The sequence below is a fragment of the Brassicibacter mesophilus genome (assembly GCF_050433385.1).
Lineage (GTDB): Bacteria > Bacillota > Clostridia > Tissierellales > Proteiniboraceae > Brassicibacter > Brassicibacter mesophilus.
Genome location: NZ_JBNPXI010000001.1, coordinates 84,698 through 103,729, shown reverse-complemented (window position 1 = coordinate 103,729; position 19,032 = coordinate 84,698). Strand labels below are relative to the sequence as shown.

At 31.0% G+C, this 19,032-nt stretch carries 10 protein-coding genes and 1 other annotated feature; of the genes, 9 read left to right on the top strand and 1 reads right to left on the bottom strand.

All coding sequences use genetic code 11. The features are described from left to right. Positions 1-116: 116 nt before the first annotated feature. The 5 genes from addB to HNR33_RS00515 are packed head-to-tail and all read left to right on the top strand — an operon-like array spanning position 117 to position 12,257. On the top strand, positions 117-3,503 hold the full coding sequence (gene addB / locus HNR33_RS00535; RefSeq protein WP_429079117.1) for a helicase-exonuclease AddAB subunit AddB: 3,387 nt from the start codon (positions 117-119) through the stop codon (positions 3,501-3,503). Further along, a complete protein-coding gene (addA, locus tag HNR33_RS00530) occupies positions 3,504-7,094 on the top strand; it encodes a helicase-exonuclease AddAB subunit AddA (RefSeq protein WP_429079116.1) in 3,591 nt (1,196 codons plus the stop codon). After that, positions 7,091-8,317 (top strand): metallophosphoesterase family protein, encoded by a 1,227-nt coding sequence (locus HNR33_RS00525; RefSeq protein ID WP_429079115.1) that lies wholly within the window; start codon positions 7,091-7,093, stop codon positions 8,315-8,317. Before addA ends, HNR33_RS00525 begins: the two co-directional genes overlap by 4 nt. After that, on the top strand, positions 8,298-11,834 hold the full coding sequence (locus HNR33_RS00520) for an AAA family ATPase (RefSeq protein WP_429079114.1): 3,537 nt from the start codon (positions 8,298-8,300) through the stop codon (positions 11,832-11,834). The genes HNR33_RS00525 and HNR33_RS00520 overlap by 20 nt, the downstream gene beginning before the upstream one ends. A gap of 45 nt (positions 11,835-11,879) precedes the next feature. Further along, on the top strand, positions 11,880-12,257 hold the full coding sequence (locus HNR33_RS00515; RefSeq protein ID WP_429079113.1) for a hypothetical protein: 378 nt from the start codon (positions 11,880-11,882) through the stop codon (positions 12,255-12,257). A gap of 370 nt (positions 12,258-12,627) precedes the next feature. On the opposite strand, the gene argS is transcribed toward HNR33_RS00515, so the two are convergent. Then, the gene (argS, locus tag HNR33_RS00510) at positions 12,628-14,391 is read right to left on the bottom strand and encodes an arginine--tRNA ligase (RefSeq protein ID WP_429079112.1); all 1,764 of its coding nucleotides are present in this window, start codon (positions 14,389-14,391) and stop codon (positions 12,628-12,630) included. A gap of 55 nt (positions 14,392-14,446) precedes the next feature. Beyond that, positions 14,447-14,656: a binding site (T-box leader), on the bottom strand. A gap of 250 nt (positions 14,657-14,906) precedes the next feature. Here argS and HNR33_RS00505 point away from each other — a divergent pair. From HNR33_RS00505 to HNR33_RS00490, 4 genes are all read left to right on the top strand, one after another. After that, a complete protein-coding gene (locus HNR33_RS00505; RefSeq protein WP_429079111.1) occupies positions 14,907-15,986 on the top strand; it encodes a PRK06851 family protein in 1,080 nt (359 codons plus the stop codon). Positions 15,987-16,512: 526 nt separating this feature from the next. Beyond that, positions 16,513-17,124 (top strand): zinc dependent phospholipase C family protein, encoded by a 612-nt coding sequence (locus HNR33_RS00500; RefSeq protein ID WP_429079110.1) that lies wholly within the window; start codon positions 16,513-16,515, stop codon positions 17,122-17,124. Positions 17,125-17,454: 330 nt separating this feature from the next. Further along, positions 17,455-18,030, top strand: a complete 576-nt coding sequence (locus HNR33_RS00495; protein WP_429079109.1) for a hypothetical protein — start codon at positions 17,455-17,457, stop codon at positions 18,028-18,030. Positions 18,031-18,313: 283 nt separating this feature from the next. Further along, a complete protein-coding gene (locus HNR33_RS00490; protein ID WP_429079108.1) occupies positions 18,314-18,979 on the top strand; it encodes a hypothetical protein in 666 nt (221 codons plus the stop codon). Positions 18,980-19,032: the final 53 nt, after the last annotated feature.

Genomic DNA, 19,032 nt, shown 5'->3' with positions numbered 1-19,032 from the left:
TAGCAGTCATCCTTTTTAATTTGTGAACTTATATACATTAATTCCATATATTCTTAAGAGGGTATAGCACAGAAAAGTAGAATATATTCATATAAGGTTTTTGATGAGGTGATAACGTGAAATTAAGATACATTTTAGGAAGAGCTGGTGTGGGAAAAACTAGTTTAGTACTTCATGAAATTGACTATAGACTTAAGGAAAATAGCGAACATCGTTTAGTTCTTTTGGTTCCAGAGCAATTTACTTTGCAAGCAGAAGCAGATTTGATAAACAAAAAAGGTCTAGATGGGATCATGAGAGTAGAAGTATTAAGCTTTGAAAGACTTGCTTACAAAGTTTTAAGTGAAGTAGGCGGAATAAAAAAAGCTACAATAAATGAATTAGGAAAGATAATGGTGTTGAGAAAATTATTTGATGAAAATTCTCAAGACTTATCTGTCTTCAAAAAAGGTTCTAAACAGGAAGGTTTTTTATCTAATTTTTGTAGCCTTGTTTCAGAATTTAAGAGAAATGACATTTCTTATGAACTATTAGAATCAAAAATTAATTCTATTGAAGATGACAATATGCTTAAAAGAAAGCTGCAAGATATCTCTTTAATATATAAGAATTTTAATGATTATCTAGATGGAAAATATACAGATGAAGAAGACAAGATGAATTTGCTTATACAGAAAATAGAAGACTCCGATTATTTTTATGACTGTGAAATATGGATTGATGGATTTAATAGCTTTTCTTCACAGGAATATAAGATTTTAGAGAAACTAGCTTTAAAGTCAAGAAAATTGAGCATTTCTTTGACCTTAGATGAAACTAGAAATAGAGATTACGATATGTTTAAGCCAGTATTAGATACATATCAAAGACTAAGAAAGATAGCCGAAGCTAATGGGGTAAAAGAGTCAAGGACTGTTGTTGAAAATGAAGTTTTACATAGACATGAGCAGCTCAAATATCTAGAGAAAGAGTTATATTCGTATCCATACAATAAATATAAAGAACAAGTCGATAGAGTTCAGGTCTTTTCAGGTATGAATCAATATACTGAAATCGAAAATATAGCATGCCAGATAATTAGCTTAGTGCGTGATAAAGATTATAGATGGAGAGATATAGCAGTAGTGTGTAATCATATGGACATTTATGCTCCAACTATAAAGAAAGTGTTTAGTGAGTATGGGGTTCCGTATTTTATAGATGAAAAAAGAAGTATAATGAATAACCCTATTATAAAGTTCATTTTATCTGGACTGGAGATTATATCGAGGGGATTTAAGTACGAAGATGTATTTAGACTAATAAAGACAGGCTTTAGTGAATTAAATAAAACAGAGTATGAAAAGCTGGAAAACTATGTACTTAAGTACGGAATAGCGGGAGATAAATGGCTAAGTGATTTTGTATTTGAAGATGATGATCTTGAAGAAATTAATTTAATCAGAAATAGGTTTATAGCTTCGATAGTTAATCTTAAGAATAAAATCAGAAACAAAAATTTGGTTTCTGATTTGACTAAATATCTTTTTGATTTTTTAAATGAAATGAATATTGAAGAGAAGTTGAACTATTTAATTGATACACAAAAGAATAAAGGAAATCTAGAGTACGTAAATGAAAATACTCAAATATGGAATATAGTTATGGAGGTATTTGATCAACTAGTAGAGATATTAGGAGATACAAGAGTTAACTTAAAAGAATATATAAAAATATTAGAATCAGGACTTTCTGAATATGAAGTAGGAATAATACCGCCTACAATGGATCAGGTACTAATAGGTAATTTAGATAGATCAAAAAGCCATAATATAAAAGCTTTATTTGTTGTAGGAGTCAATGATGGCATTCTTCCATCAAGCTTTGAAGACGGTGGTCTTCTTCTTGATGAAGAAAAGGTTGCTATGAAGGAAATAGGGATGGAAATCTATTCTGATAACGAAACAAGAGTATCTGAAGAAAAATTTGCTATTTATACTTCATTTGCAAAGCCTAGTGAATATTTATTTATTAGTTACGCTCTTAGTGATAATGAAGGAAAAGCGCTTAGACCTTCGATTCTGATAGACAGGCTTAAAAAGCTCTATACTAATATTGTTCCTCAAAGCGATATTAGTAAGAATAGAGAAAAAGAGCTAAAACTCATTGCAACTCCTATTTCAACCTTTAAATATCTGACTGAAAACCTTAGATCATATGTTGATGGAAATAATATTGATGAAATATGGTGGGATGTATATAACTGGTATTATAGCAATGAAGTATGGAAAAAAAGGATAAATCTTGTTATAGATGGATTGTTCCATACTAATCAGCAGGAATATATTGATGAAGGATACTCAAGAGCACTATATGACATGCCATTTAAATCAAGTATATCTAGATTAGAGAATTTTGTGAATTGTCCTTTTTCACATTTTATTAATTATGGACTTAAGCCAAAGGAAAGAAAAATCCATGTATTGAAAAGTCCAGATGTAGGATTGCTGTTTCATAATTCAATCGAAGAGTTCTCAAAGGAGCTTTCTATAGAAAATTTGAATTGGAAGGATATTCAAAGAGACAAGTCTGATGAAATAGTAGATAGAGTGTTAGATAGGATGATTGAAGATTTTCAGCATGGTGTATTATTAAGTACCCATAGATATAAATATCTTGTAAATAAGCTAAAAAGAATAAGTAAAAGAGCGTTATGGACACTTACTGAGCACGTAAGACATGGTGATTTTGTACCGTTTCAATATGAATTAAGCTTCGGAGACGGGCCAGAGAAAAAGATACCACCTATAGTTATAAAGCTGGCTAACGGTGAAGAGATAAAGCTGGAGGGTAGGATTGATAGAGTAGATATATTGAAAGACGAAAATGGCAGCTATGTTAAGGTAATAGACTATAAATCAGGGAATAAGAGCTTTAGCCTTTCAGATGCCTACTACGGCCTTCAAATCCAATTGATAGTGTATCTAGATGCAGTAGTATCAAATAAGGATAAATTAATAAAGGATGAGCTATATCCTGCAGGCGTATTCTATTTTAGGATAGACGACCCTATGATAAAGACTGATGAAGATGATATTGAAATAATAGAGGCAGAAATATCTAAACAGCTAAAGATGGACGGCATAATATTAAAGGATATAAAGGTTATTAGAGCAATGGACAAAAGCATCGAAGAAACTGGAAGCTCTAATATAATTCCCGTTTCACTTAAAAAGGATGGTGACTTTACAAAAAGTTCATCTGTATTTGAAAAAGAAGATTTAGAAGGATTAGTTAAGCATGTAAAAAACTTGATTGGTGAAATAGCAGTAGAAATTCTCAAAGGGAAGATAAGAATAGAACCATGTAAATTAGATGACAAGGTTTCATGTGATTATTGTCAGCTTGCTTCAATATGTCAATTTGACACTAGCTTTGATGATAATAAATATAAAGCACTTAAGAAGTTAAAGGACGACGAAGTACTAAGAAGGGTAAAAGGAAACATTGGAGGTGAGGAATAGATGCCTAAATGGACAGAAGCACAGAATGATGCAATAGTCAGTAGAGACTGTAATCTCTTAGTATCTGCAGCGGCAGGATCAGGCAAGACCGCTGTTTTAGTTGAAAGAATAATCAGATTGATTATAGAAGACAAGGTAGATATAGATAGAATGCTAATTGTAACATTTACAAATGCTGCTGCAGGTGAAATGAGAGAAAGGATATTGCAAGCACTAGCTGAAGAAATAGAAAAAGGAAATTCAAATGAACAGCACCTTAGAAGACAGATAACTTTACTCAATAGAGCATCTATTACTACTGTACACTCTTTCTGTATAAGTGTTGTTAGAAGAAATTTTCACTTAATAGGTATTGACCCTACTTTTAGGATAGGCGATTCAACAGAATTAAAAGTTATCATACAGGAAGTATTGGAAGAAGTTTTAGAGAGTGAATATGAAAAAGGAAATGAGAACTTTATATCCTTGGTTGAAAGCTTTGGTGGAAATAAAAATGACTTAAAATTAGAAGAGTTGATATTGAAGATATATTTCTTCATACAAAGTAAACCTAAGCCATATGAATGGCTTAGAGAAAGTGTTTATAAATTTAGTATGTCAAAGGAAGAGCTAGAAGATAGTGATTGGATTAAGACAATAAAAGATAATATTAAGATTGAGTTAAGCGGAGCTAAAGACTTGATAAATGAAGCATTAAGAGTAGCTAATGGAATCAATGGACCAATTGAATATGCTGAGTCTTTAAATAGTGATTTAAATAATGTATACGATTTAGAGAATACTTTATACAAGTATGACATCGAAGAATTTGGGAAAAAATTAAGTAGCATTACACATGAAAGACTAAAAAGAGTTTCAAAAGATGTAGATGAAGCTTTAAAAAAAGAAGCTCAGAAGTTAAGAGACAAGTACAAGGAAGTTATAGAAAAATCCCTGAAAGCTGGTATCTTTAGTAAAGGTGTAGATAAATATCTTGCAGAAATAAATTACCTATTTCCAGCAATGGATTATCTTTATGAGCTGATTCAATCATTTTCAAAGCTATATTCTGAAAAAAAGCTAGAAAAGGGTATACTTGATTTCAATGACCTTGAGCACTACACATTGAAGATACTTGAAAACGAAGAAATAAGAGAAGAGTTTAGAAAAAAATTTGATCATATATTTGTTGACGAATATCAGGATAGCAATATTGTACAGGAAACTATTTTAAATCAGATTAAGCGTGATAATAATATGTTTTTTGTTGGAGATGTAAAGCAGAGCATATATAGATTTAGACTTGCAGACCCTTCACTGTTTCTTGATAAATATAATAGTTATTTTAGAAACGAAAACAGTTTAGATAAGAGAATAGACTTGTCACAGAACTTTAGAAGTAGAGAAGAAATACTTCAAGGTATAAACTATATTTTTAAGAACATAATGTCAACTGATCTTGGAGAGGTGGAATATGATGAAAATGCATCATTGTATAAGGGTGCTGATTATGAACCTGCCGTAGATTCTCCAATAGAGCTTAATATCATAGAAAAAGAAGTAGAAGAACTAGAAAATGTTGATGAAGAGCTTCAAGAAATGGGAGATATAGAAGTCGAAGCGAGGATTATTGCTAGTAAGATCAAGGAGTTCATTAAACAGCAGACATATGATGCTAAAGAGAAGCGTTATAAAGATATAATTTATAGGGATATAGTAATACTGCTAAGGGCTACTAAAAACTGGGGCTCTGTGTTTAATGAGATATTGTTAATGGAAGGTATCCCTGTATATATTGATGATAGTAACGGTTATTTTGATGTACTGGAAATAAAAGTTTTCTTGAATCTATTAAACATAATAGATAATAAAAGACAAGATCTGCCTTTACTGAGTGTTATGAGGTCTTCTATTGGTGGATTTACAACCGACGAATTAATAAAAATTAGAATATCATATAAAAATGGAAGCTATTATGATGCAGTAGAACATTATATTAATAGTAATAATGATAATTTAAGCGATAAGCTTTCTAAATTTGCCAATACTATAGACTATTGGGCTGAGGAGGCTAGGTATCTAAAACTTGATGAATTCATATGGAAGCTGATGATAGAAACAGGGTATTATTATTATGTAGGAGCAATGCCTGGAGGAATACAAAGGCAGGCTAATTTACGAATATTAGTTGATAGAGCATGTCAATTTGACAAAACATCAATCAATGGATTATTTAACTTTATTAGATTTGTTGACAAGCTTAAAAGCAGCAGTGGTGATATGGGAACTGCGAAGATAATAGCAGAAAATGAAAATGTAGTGAGAATAATGAGTATCCATAAAAGCAAGGGACTTGAATTTCCAGTGGTTATTTGTGCTGGACTTGGTAAAGGTTTTAATATGATGGATACAAGAGATGATATATTGCTGCACAAAGACCTGGGGTTAGGACCTAAGTTTGTTGACATAGAGAAACGAAAATATACCGAAACTCTTCCTCAGATAGCGATAAAGAAAAAGATGAAAATAGAGAGTCTTTCAGAAGAGATGAGGGTTTTATACGTTGCATTAACTAGGGCGAAAGATAGATTATTACTTTATGGGACGGTTAGAAATATTTCTCGCGAATCAAAAAAGTGGTGTAAAGATTCATCACTATATTATTTATCTAATAGTAAAAATTATTTAGATTGGATATGTAATTGTTTGGCTAAGCATAATGATGGAGATTTAATAAGAAAAATGGCGGGCTTTGAAGAAATAAAGTCAAGTGTAGTAAGTGATGATAAGTCTCATTGGAATATTAAAATTCTTAACAGAATGGATATAATCAAACAGGAAGCTGATAATATTTCTGCTGAACAGGCTAATAGGGAAAGATTAAAAAACTTTATTTATATTAACCCAACAGACTTAAAAGGAGAGATTGATAGAAGATTTGAATGGAAGTATAAGCATCCAAGCTCAATTGAAATTCCTTCAAAGATGTCTGTTTCTGAGATAAAGAAAGCTTCATTCAATCAGATTGAGGATATAACATATAGGATACCATCTTTAGTGAAGATGCCGAAATTTCTTGAAGGGAAAAAACCTTTTACTCAAGCAGAAAAAGGTACTATTATTCATTTTATAATGCAGCACCTACGTCTTGGTGATAATATGGATAGAAATTTTATAGAACAGCAAATAGATGATATGATTATTCACGAGTTATTGACTGAAGAAGAAGCAAAGGTTATTGATATAGATAAACTAGTTACATTCTACCAAAGTGATATAGGTATGAGAATATTAGCCTCGTCAAATGTAAATAGAGAAAAACCTTTTGTATTGAGAAAAAAGGCAGTTGATGTAATACAAGGAATTGATGAATGTGATGAAGATGTTTTGATACAAGGTATAATAGATTGTTATTTTACTGAAGACGATGGTCATATCCTTGTAGACTACAAGACTGACTATGTAGTAGATGGTGATGAGAAAAGCATAGTTGATAAATACAAAGTACAAATGCTTTTATATAAAGAGGCGCTAGAACGAATAACAAATAAACAGGTAAAAGAAATGTTTATTTATTCGTTTGAGCTGGGCAGAGAGGTGAGAGTAGATTGAGAATACTTCATACTTCAGATTGGCATTTAGGTAAATACTTAGAAGATCACAGTAGACTAGAGGAACAAGAAGATTTCATAGATGAGTTGATCGAAATAGTGAATGAAAAAGAGATAGATTTGATCATCATTGCAGGTGATATATATGACAATAGTAATCCGCCTGCGAAAGCGGAGAGATTATTTTACAGAGCTATAAAGAGATTATCCAACTATGGAGAACGTGTTGTACTTATAATAGCAGGAAATCATGATAATCCAGATAGGTTAGTATCATCTAGGCCTTTAGCTTATGAGCATGGCATTGTTTTACTAGGAACTCCAAAAAGTTCAGTAGAAGTTGGTGACATAGGAAAACATAGAATAATTGCAGCAGATGAAGGATATGTTGAGATCGATATCAGAGGTGAACAGGCAGTAATATTGACACTACCTTATCCAAGTGAACAAAGACTTAATGAGGTATTTACTGAATCAATAGATGAAGAAGGAATGCAAAAAAGTTATTCTGAACGAGTTGGAAAGATATTTGATGAACTATCAAATAGATTTAGAGAAGATACAGTTAATCTTTGTGTAAGTCATATTTTTGTCTTGGGTGGAGAAGTCACAGATTCAGAAAGGCCTATACAGATTGGAGGAGGACTTACAGTAGAGGCTGATAAGCTTCCTAAAAATGCACATTATATAGCACTTGGACATCTACATAAGTGTCAGAAAGTAAAAGGAGAAGCATTAAATGCATTCTATTCTGGTTCTCCAATACAGTATAGTAAGAGTGAGAAGGGACATAAGAAAAGTGTATATGTAATTGATGCTAAGGTTGGATATGAACCAGATATTGAAAAAGTTGAGTTGACTATTACGAAACCAATAGAGGTATGGAAATGTAATGGAGTACAGGAGGCTATAGATAAGTGTATTCAAAATGAGGACAGAAGTGTATGGGTTTACCTGGAGATAAAAACAGACTCTATTATTACACAGTCAGAAATCAAGGAGATAAAGAAGATAAAGCCTGATATCTTAACTATCACCCCAATAATTGAGGATATAGAGATAGAAGAAAAAGAAATGGAAGAATATAAGGATAAAAGTATTGCAGAGTTATTCAAAGAATTTTATTTTAGTGAAAGAAAATTAGAGCCTAGTGAAGAATTAATGGCCATATTCTCTGAAATCATTTCAGAAGAAGGTGATGAAGATGAAACCGAATCAGCTTAAAATAATTGGATTAAATAGTTTTCTAGAAGAGCAGGTTGTTAATTTTTCTAAGCTAACTGAAAAAGGTCTTTTTGGAATATTCGGACCTACAGGGAGCGGCAAATCAACAATACTAGATGCTATGACTTTAGCACTTTACGGACAAGTAGCAAGAAAATCAAGTATGTATATAAACACAGAAACAGACAAGCTATATGTATGTTTTGAGTTTGAAGCAGGGCATGGAAATGAAAGAAAAAACTATAGGATTGAAAGAAGCTTAAAGAAGACAAATTCAGGTGGGACTAAAACAGTTTCAGCAAAGCTGATAACTTTGGATAAAGATGGAGGTATTGACAGCGTTATAGAAGGGCGTACCTCAGTTGAAAGAGAAATACAAGATAATGTCGTTGGTTTAAACTTTGAAGATTTTATAAGAACCGTAGTTCTTCCTCAGGGTAAATTTAGTGAGTTTTTAACACTTACAGGAGCAGATAGAAATAAGATGCTTGAGAGAATTCTTGGGCTAGAAGACTATGGTGATAGACTAAACATAAAGGTGAAAATGAAGCGAGATATAATCAATAATGAGTTGAACAGGCTTGCTGGTGAATTTAATAGATATGATGGAGTGTCTGATGAACTTTTAAAGCAGCTTAAATTGGAGTATGAAGCTTTAATTGAAAAAGAAAAAGAAGTAAAGAAGAAAAAATTGCAGCTTGAAGATAAATATGAAAATAGTAAAAAAATCTGGGAATTACAGAAAGAGGTTAATGAATGCAAAAATAAGGAGACTGATCTAAAGAAACTTGAAGACTATATGAAAGAAAAGAAAATAAGGCTAGTAAAAGGGAAAAATGCTTTTAATGTAATTCCTTATGTAAACGGCCTTAAAAAAACTCAAGATGATATAAAAGCAAATAAAGAGCTGATTGTAAAGCATCAATGTGAAATAGAACTCTTAATGAATAAGATGCAAAACACTGAGAAAGAATATTCTACTGCATTAGATAGAAAAGAAAAGGAGATACCTTTACTTATCGAAAAAAAATTAGAGCTTAATCATGCTATTGATTTGGTAAAAGAAAAAGAGTCATTAGAGAATGAAAGGAATATTCTTCTATCAAAATATAAGGAATATGAGAAAAAGTTAAAAACAGATGAAGAAAATCTTAAAATAGTAATCGAAAGAAAAACAACACTTGAGAAAGAAATAGAAGAAAAAGAAGAATTAATAAAGAATAATACAGTAACATCTGAATATAGAAAAAAAGTTAATGAAGCTTCAGATTTAGAAAAACAATATGTGTCAGTACTTAAGAATAAACAAGAATATGAAAATACTATTAATAGATTAAAAAACAATGTAGGAATATATAACAAAGAAATAAGTGAGATACAAAAAAGAAAAGAAGAAAAAACTATAGAAATAGAGAAAGTAAGCACTGCAATAATTGAGTTAGAGAAGAATAAGCCAGATGATAATAAAGATATGTCCAAGCTTCAGATGAGAGTTTTTGAACTTTCAAATATGATTCAAGAATATAAGGAAAGCGAGAAAAAACTAATCGCTTTGAACAATCAAAAGAGTAGCTTATGTGATGAAATAAAAAAAAGTGAATCTTTTTTAAATGAGTTAAATAATGGATTAGCGAGTAAAATACATACTCAAGAGAATGTCAAAAAAGATATTAAAGAATTAGAATATAAAAATATAGCAAGTATTTTAAGTATACAATTAGTCGATGATGAGCCTTGTCCAGTATGCGGATCGCTTCATCATCCCAATATTGCTGAAAAGCTTAAAAACAATGAACTAGATAGTAAACAAAATATGCTTTTACAGATAGATAAAGAGATTATCGAGCTGCAAAAGAAGACTAGCGTAAAAGAATCAGATCATAAAATGTTGGTCAATGAACTTCAAAGATTAGAGACAGATATAGAGGATAAAATAAAGATTATAAACGGTTTGGATTTTGAAGAATTAGTTAAAGAAAAAGAAAATTTAGAGTATAGAATAAATATGTTTCAAAAATATAGAGAGAAGTGGAGCAAAGACTATAAAGAGACATACGATAGGCTTTTGAAATCAAAAGAGGAAAGAAACCAGATCGATAATACGAATATTGAATATCTGACAAATTTGAAAAAAGACAAAGAGTTATTAGAGGAAACAGAAGAAAAGCTTTCAATATTATTACAAGAGATAAATACTATATCTAAGAATTATGAATTAGTTAAGAAGGAATTAAAGCTTGAGAGTGTAGCTGAGGAATTAGCAAGGATTAATAAAGCTGATAGAGAAATTGAAAAGCTAAATCTTCAAGTAAAACAGCTAAGAGAAGAAAACAAAAAATGCGAGCTTGAAAAGAGTCAATTCGAAAATATGATAAATAAGAATAATGAAGAAATGAAAATAATAATAAACTCTGGGAAAGAAAAAAGAAGGATTATTGACACTTATCAGAGTAGTATTGAAAAGATTGCTGGTCAAAATAATCCTATGGAACTAAAACAAGAAACTGAGAAATTAATAAATGAAATTAATGATAGTGAACTAGCTTTAAGGACAGCTCTAGAAAAAGAAAAGAGTATAATAAGCAAGTTACAAGAAGAAAAGATAGGCATTGAAAAGATAATAACATCTTTAGAAGTATCTATAGCTGATACTCAAAGTAGGTTAACGGTATCTTTGGAAGAGAATGATTTTAATAACATTGACGAGGTACTTCAATATTCTGAGAGTAGGGAAAAACTCAATATCATTGAAGTGGAAATAAAAAAATATGAAGACGAGCTAAATAGTGTAGTTTCAAACATAGCTAGGATAAATAATGAGCTTGAAGGAATTTCCCTAAAGGAAGAAGAATGGTATCTTCTTTTGAGTGAAAGAGAAGAAGTTCAAAAATCTCATTCGTATATATTAAAGGAAGTAGGACAGAAGAAAGAACGAATGGATGAAATGCAAAAAAATTTAGCAGAAGTTAAAAGATTAAGCGTTGAAATAAAAAAATTAGAGCAAAAGAAAGACATGCTAACAGAGATATTGGATTTGACAAAAGCTAAGAGATTTGTAGAGTTTGTGTCAAAGAGTCATCTTCGATATATAGCTAAAGCTGCAACAGAAAAGCTAAAAGAAATTACTAGAGAAAGATATGGACTAGAGATTGATTCAAACAATAATTTTATGATAGTTGATAACTATAATGGTGGTGTTAAGAGAGAATGCAATTCATTATCTGGAGGGGAAACATTTTTAACATCATTATCTTTAGCACTAGCATTATCATCTAAAATACAGCTAAAAGGGAATACATCCATAGAATTTTTCTTTCTTGATGAAGGATTCGGAACGCTAGATACGAGTTTATTAGATGTGGTAATGTCATCCCTAGAAAGACTTTATAAAGAGGAACTAAGTGTAGGTATAATAAGTCATGTTGAAGAGCTTAAGAATAGAGTACCAGTAAAGCTTATTGTTGCTCCACCAATAGCTGGGGTTCGTGGAACAACAGTTAAGATAGAGTATAGCTAATGGGAAAGAGATGTTTTGCAATATAAAGTTAAAGGGGGATTCTGCATGACTAATAGTTTTTTATGGATTTTGATGGGAGTTATGAGCTGGTTACGTCTAATTATCTTACCCATTGTAGATATTCTAGGTATAATTGTATGCTCAAAAAAATCTAGAGATAATATTTTGTTTAAAAAGGGAATATGGTTTTTTATTTTAAATTTGATTGCAACAGTTTACGGATACATAAATAACTTTGCTATAACACCGTATATTATTAATAATAGAAATGCATTAGGGTTTCTTTCGTCTGGAAATAATTTTCCGCCTATAATTTCTATATTATCTTTCCCGACATTTGTAATTAATGTAATAGCTTATATTATATTAATTAGAGGGTTTTATATTAGACATAAGCAAATTGAATCAAAGGACAATAATTAAGAAAGTGGAAGAGAGTTTTTCTCTTTCACTTTCTTTGTATTTGAGGTTTTTATTTAGACAGGTCTGAGAAATTTCTTGATAAAGTAAAAAAATCTTTAGCTCTAATGTTTTCTATGGGATGATAATTTTATAATCTATGAGAAATTCGAACGTTATAAGCAAAGTATAGATGATGTGTATGAGTTGATAAAGAATGATTAGATTTGAAACAGCTCATTTCCTTTTGATATATAGTACCAACAAATGTAATAAAATATAAGCTAAAAGGGAAGTCAGGCTTGACTTCCCTTGAAAATTGACTTATTAAAACGTTTTAAACCCTGAAAACAACTAAAATTTGAGTAATATATTCTATGTGGTTTAGCATGTGCTACATTTTTTCAGGAGTTTCAATACCAAGCAGATCTAGACCTGTTTCTAATACATTCATTGTCAAAGTAATAAGATTAATCCATGATGACTTTTTATCGATATTTTCCTCTGAAATTATCTTATTATCATGATAGAATTTATTAAAAATATTAGATAAATCATAAATATAGTCACATATTTTGTTAGGTGCCTTATCTGTAAAGCTTAACTCTACAATTTCATTAAATTTTGAGAGCTTTAAGAATAGGTTTCTTTCTACTTCACTGGATGGAGTATCTATTTTATTGTCATATTGGAAATCTTCATTAGCAATTTTCCTAAGAATAGACTTGATTCTAACAACTGTATATAAAATATATGGACCAGTGTTTCCTTCAAATGAGGAAAATCTATCAATATCAAATACATAATCTTTTGTGATTTGGTTAGATAAATCACCATATTTTAAAGCAGATAGTCCTACTTTTCTTGCAATTTCATCTACTTCGCTAGGGTCAATATTTTTATTTTCCTTAAGCTTATCGTGAACAGCATCCTTAATTATTTTAATCAAATCTTGGAGTCTCATTACTCCACCTTCTCTTGTTTTAAAAGGCTTACCATCCTTACCATTCATGGTACCAAAACCGATAAAATCTAGTTTTAAATCTTCGCCTGCAATCTTAGTTTTCTTAGCACATCTAAACACTTGCTCAAAGTGTAGCTCTTGTCTTTTGTCAACCACATATATGATTTGGTCAGGGTTATATTCCTTAACTCTTTCCCAAATTGTTGCAAGGTCAGTTGTACTGTATAAAGAAGCACCATCAGATTTTAGAACGATAAAAGGAGGAATGGTATGGGTATCTGTTTCTTTAGAAACATCAACTACTAACAATCCTTGACTTTCAGAAGTATAGTGGTTATCTTTCAGATAGTCTACCATTATATTTATATACTGTTGACAGTCACTTTCACCTTTCCAAAGATCAAAGTTTACATTTAAATTACCGTAACCCTTTTTTAAATCAGCTACAGAAACATTTAATATATGTTTCCATAATTCAACATAGCCTTTTCGTCCTTTTTGAAGCTCAGAAGTTGCTCGCTTGGATTCTTCCATAGCCGTGTTATCAGATTTTGCTAGTTTACTGGCAGCAGGGTATATATCTTCAAGCTCATCTATGGTAAAAGGTGCTTCTTGTGGATACTCTCCTTGAAAATTTTCATCAAAATATGGAAGATTTGGGTTTCGTCTTTTAAGCTCAGAGATTACCATACCTATTTGTAGGCCCCAATCACCTAAATGAACATCTCCTATTACATTATGTCCTACATATTTAGAAATTCTCTTGAGACTTTCACCAATTATCGCTGCTCGTAGATGACCGACATGAAGGGGTTTTGCAACATTTGCCCCACCATAATCGATAATAATGGTTTTAGGATTAGGTTCTTCATCATAACCCAATTTTTTACGGGTATACATTTCGTTTATACACTCAGCAAGGAAACTATCCTTAATATTGATGTTGATAAAGCCAGGGCCTGCAATTGAAACATCTTCAAATATTTCAAATTTTTTCAGTTCATTTAATATCTCATTGGCTATTTGAATAGGTGCTTTTTTATATTGTTTAGCAGCAGGAAGGGCACCATTGCACTGAAATTGGCATAAATCCGGTCTATTTGATACAGTGACTAAACCATATTTTCTATCATACCCCTTTTGTTCAAAAGTATCTTCAACTATAGTACTTATTCTTTTAATAAGCGTTTGCATATACATACCTCCCAGTTTGATTATTTAAAAAACAAAATAAAAACCCGTCTCTAATAATAGAGACGGGTATAAATCCGCGGTACCACTCAAATTGACTAACATAGTCCACTCAAAACTTTAACGCAGTTAACGGCTAACCCTTACAAACTGTTCAGGCAGCTCCTCAAAGGCCCTTTTCTCCATTTGATTTCTTGCAGAACTTCCACCAAATTTCTGCTCGCTATTAGAAAATATAAATGGGTACTCTTCTCTTCATCGAATTTTCAAGATATATTTATTGATTATTTTATATTATGGTGTATTTACTGTCAATGTATTCTTATAAAATTATACAGTGCAAGTATATATGATATCCATCGAAGGCTTTAATAGAAAGTAAGAGAAAGATTCTTAAGCAGTAATAAAAATAATGCTATATAATTAATTTTTTATGCACAATATCATAACAATAATAATAGAATATAAATTAGAAGAAACAAAAACGATAATGAATATCAATTGAAAGGAGAATGTATATGGCAGGCAGAATAAGGAGGTTAATTCCAGGAGGGAACACTTCAAAAGGTTTTTATTCATACTATGACAATATAATTGAAAAGGATGCAAACAGAATTTTTATATTAAAAGGTGGTCCAGGAACAGGAAAATCGTCGTTAATGAAAAAAGTAGCTAAAGAAATGTTAGAAAGAGGTTATGATGTTGAGTATCATCACTGCTCGTCAGATAATAATTCTATAGATGGTATAGTAATACCAAAGCTAAAAGTTGCAATGATAGATGGTACAGCGCCACATGTAGTTGATCCTAAAAACCCAGGAGCAGTGGATGAAATAGTGCATCTAGGAGATTTTTGGAACACAGAAGGCATGGAAAAAAATAAAGAAAAAATTCTATATTATATAGAGAACAATAGCAAATTTTATAAAAGAGCATACAAATACTTCCCAGCTGCAAGACTTATTCAAGAAGATATCATATTGATGAACGGTGAAACTCAAGATTTTGCAAAAGTTAATATAGAAACATATAAATTAATCAAAGATATTTTTGGTGAATTAGAGACAAGTGAAAAATTAGGTAAAGAAAGACATTTATTTGGTAGTGCATACACACCTAATGGGTGGATAGAGTATACAGATACATTACTAGAGGGTTTAGAGATAGTTTATTATATTAAAGGGGATTATGGTACTGGTAAATCGACTTTACTTGAAAAGGTATATAAAGAAGCTATTGTTAGAGGATTAGATGTGGAAGTGCATCATACACCATTGATTCCAGAAAAGATAGAAACAGTTATTATAAAAGAGCTAAGCGTAGCACTAACCATTAGTAAAGTAGCAGAAGAAGAAAACTACAATACCATAGACCTTGATCAATACCTAAGTACAGATATACTAGAAAAGTATAAGGAAAATATTGAACAAGATAAACAGGTATATCAACAGCTAATAGATATAGCTTTATCTAATATAGCTGCTGCAAAGAAAAATCATGATATAATAGAAACCTTCTATGTACCAAATATGAACTTCTCAGAAGTAGAGAAGGTGAGAAATAAGCTTATTACAAGAATTCTTCAATATGATAAATAATAAGAGCATAAGCTGAGAGAATATTCTCGGCTTTTTGCAGTTCTAATTGAAATAATAGTTAAATTTCTACTTATAGAAAGACAACAAAAAAACTAGAAAATAAAAGGGAATGCTTGGTATGTGTAGAATAAAGATAGTAATTTCTAATATTTAGTACTTTAGGAATATCTTTTTTTTGAAAGAAGAGATAATATGAGGTAAACGTAGAAAGAATTGACGAAAAAGAAATAAGAGTCACTTTTCTATAACATCAATTAGCAAAATAGAAAGTCCATTAGGCAAGATAATGAAGGAATAGAAAAACATATAGTAAGAAGATATTTGCCACACTATTGTCGTGTAATATACTATAATGATAGAATTACCGACATAGTCTGTCGGAAGTGAAACGTTATCGAACAGATGAGACAAAGTTTCGTGCTTTCTTGTGTGAAATGTATAGGTTACAGTATTAAAGCGCTTATTAAATACATATCAGATTTATATTATGAAATAAAAATTATATATATTTTATAAGGAGAATATTATGGCTTCTCGTATAATTCATTATATTATTAGTAAAAAAATATTGGAAATTTGCAATTTCGATAAAAACGATTTTATTTTAGGCAATTTACTACCTGATGCACATAATGGTACTCTATACGGAAATTCTCATTCTCATTTTAGATACATTATTAATGGTGAATATACTAAGTTACCAAACATAGAATATGTAAGATTTAAACAAAAATATTTTAATTATTTTTATAAAAGCTTGTTTTTAGGTTATTATTGCCATTTGCTATCCGATTATAAATGGGTTCAACTAAAAATTCCAGGCTTTCCAAATAACTTAGATAATGATACTAAGGAATTTTTAGCTTTTCGTAAAATACTGCATGATGATTACGGAAAGTTGAACATGATTTTAAAAGATTATTTCAAACTAAGTCTCCAGGATAATTTTGTAATTCCAGATGACATTATAATAACAGAAATTGATAGAAGCAATATACCAAAAGTGCTTAATGGATTAGAACAGGATTTCAAAAGCAGGACAGAAGGCAGATTGAGTATGCTGACAATGGAATTTATATTAGACTATATTGATAATACAGTAAAGTTTTGTTTAGAAAATATTGAGAGAAAGCTTTGATAACTAGTATAGTCTGTAAACAGAATAGTAACTCTCATACCTTATATATTGCGTAAATAAGTGTTTTTGGAAGTAAGTTTAAGAGGGGCACTCGTGGTTACAACGGTATCACGAGTCCTTTCCATCCGATAATAAGGCATTCACGCAAGGGTGCACGGAGCACAATCTTATGGAGTTGTGCACCACATCCCTTCACCGGGAGCAAAGCTCCATCAGGGGGTAATGCTTTAGGGGCAGGTTCAGGGACGTCGCTAATCCAAGATGTTATATAAAATTTTTCCCTTGTTTGCTAGGAGATACGTATGGGGAGTTTTATAGGAGGATAGTAGAATGAAAAAAGTTAAATTTGTTAGATTATTAATATTGACAGTAATAATACTAAATCTATGTGTATCATGCAAAAATAAAAATACAGAGAGTGATTTATTATGTAGAGAGATGTATTTTCAACAAATTAATGATGATATTACCTCAGAAAATTATAAAAAAGGTTTTAATTATAGTTATTATTATAACTTGGATGCAAAATATGAAATAAGATTTGAACTAGTTCTACTTAAAGGTGGAATAGAAATTGATAAGGTTGAATTAATGGACATAAAAGAAGATATAGGATATATTGATGGCACTTTTGGTATTTTGGTAGAAAGAGATAAGGAAAACAATAAAATAACTTGGACAATAAGACATGATGAAAAGACAAAACAGCTTGTAAGTGAAGATTTTTTCAAGAATATAGTTGGCCAACATGGTTCTTTCTCATCTAGTGGTCTTATATATAAGGAGGGTGTTCCTGTATTAATGAATGAATATGATATAGGTACTAGTGAAAATGGTGATAAACAGTATGAGTGGAGTGTCGTTTTTAGAGTTTTTGGAGATAAGGTAAATGTGGATAATCCTTAATAAAACAAGATACGGTATTCCTTAAGAGATACGGAGAAAACTTCATCTAAACACATTTTCGTAAAGGTTCGCAAGGTATTCTTCTTGGATTTGAAGAAGAAGTATTACTAATGAGTCAAGCTCACCACATCGTTTCATCGGGTGTAAGTACCGTCAGGGAATATTCTTTAAGAGCTCGGTTCAAGGACATCGCAATTACGGGAAAGGTAAATGCAATTTGGCTGAATGGCCGCCCATGCTCGCATTCGCTCGAGTAGTATGTCTATTATACTAGGGGGATAATATGATAAAAAAATGTTCAGTTAATGATATAAAGCAAATTGTAGATATGGTATACAGAAAAAACAATGAGCCAGAGCACAACTCTGCGTTCTGTTTTCGTCAGCATGACTCTATACAACAAGATTTTATGAGTAGTTTAGCATCAGATAATGATGCTGTTATAGGCTACTACAAAGGTAATACCTTAATAGATGTTATTTCTTTCTATGTTGATGAAGAAAAGCAAACTGCAGATTGTGGAGGACCTTTTGTTGAAGGTGATTTTTGCAGAATAGCTAAAGAGATGTTCGATTATGCCAAGAAATTATATAAAAAACAATTGTGTTTTAATTTCTTTTTCGATAAGAGAAATATAGAATGTATGTCGTTTATGAACTTGATTGGTGCAGAAAATCAAGGTAATGAAAGTGTATTCATTCTAAATCGTAGTGACTACAAAAAACAGGAATTTGATGTTTCTGTTGAAAAATTATCGCCGGAGTATGCAACTCAACTTATTGAGTTGCACGATTCAATATTTCCTGGTATGTATGTTTCAGGAAAGGATATAGTTCAATCCAATGGAATTAATAGGAAAGTATTTTGCATTATTAATTATGGGTGTTTAATCGGCTATAGTGTGTTTAAAACTCCCCCTATGGTGGGACAACAGCTACGGCAGAAATAATTGCTGTTGACGAGAAATATAGGGGGAAAGGCTATGGAGCAAAAATGTACCAC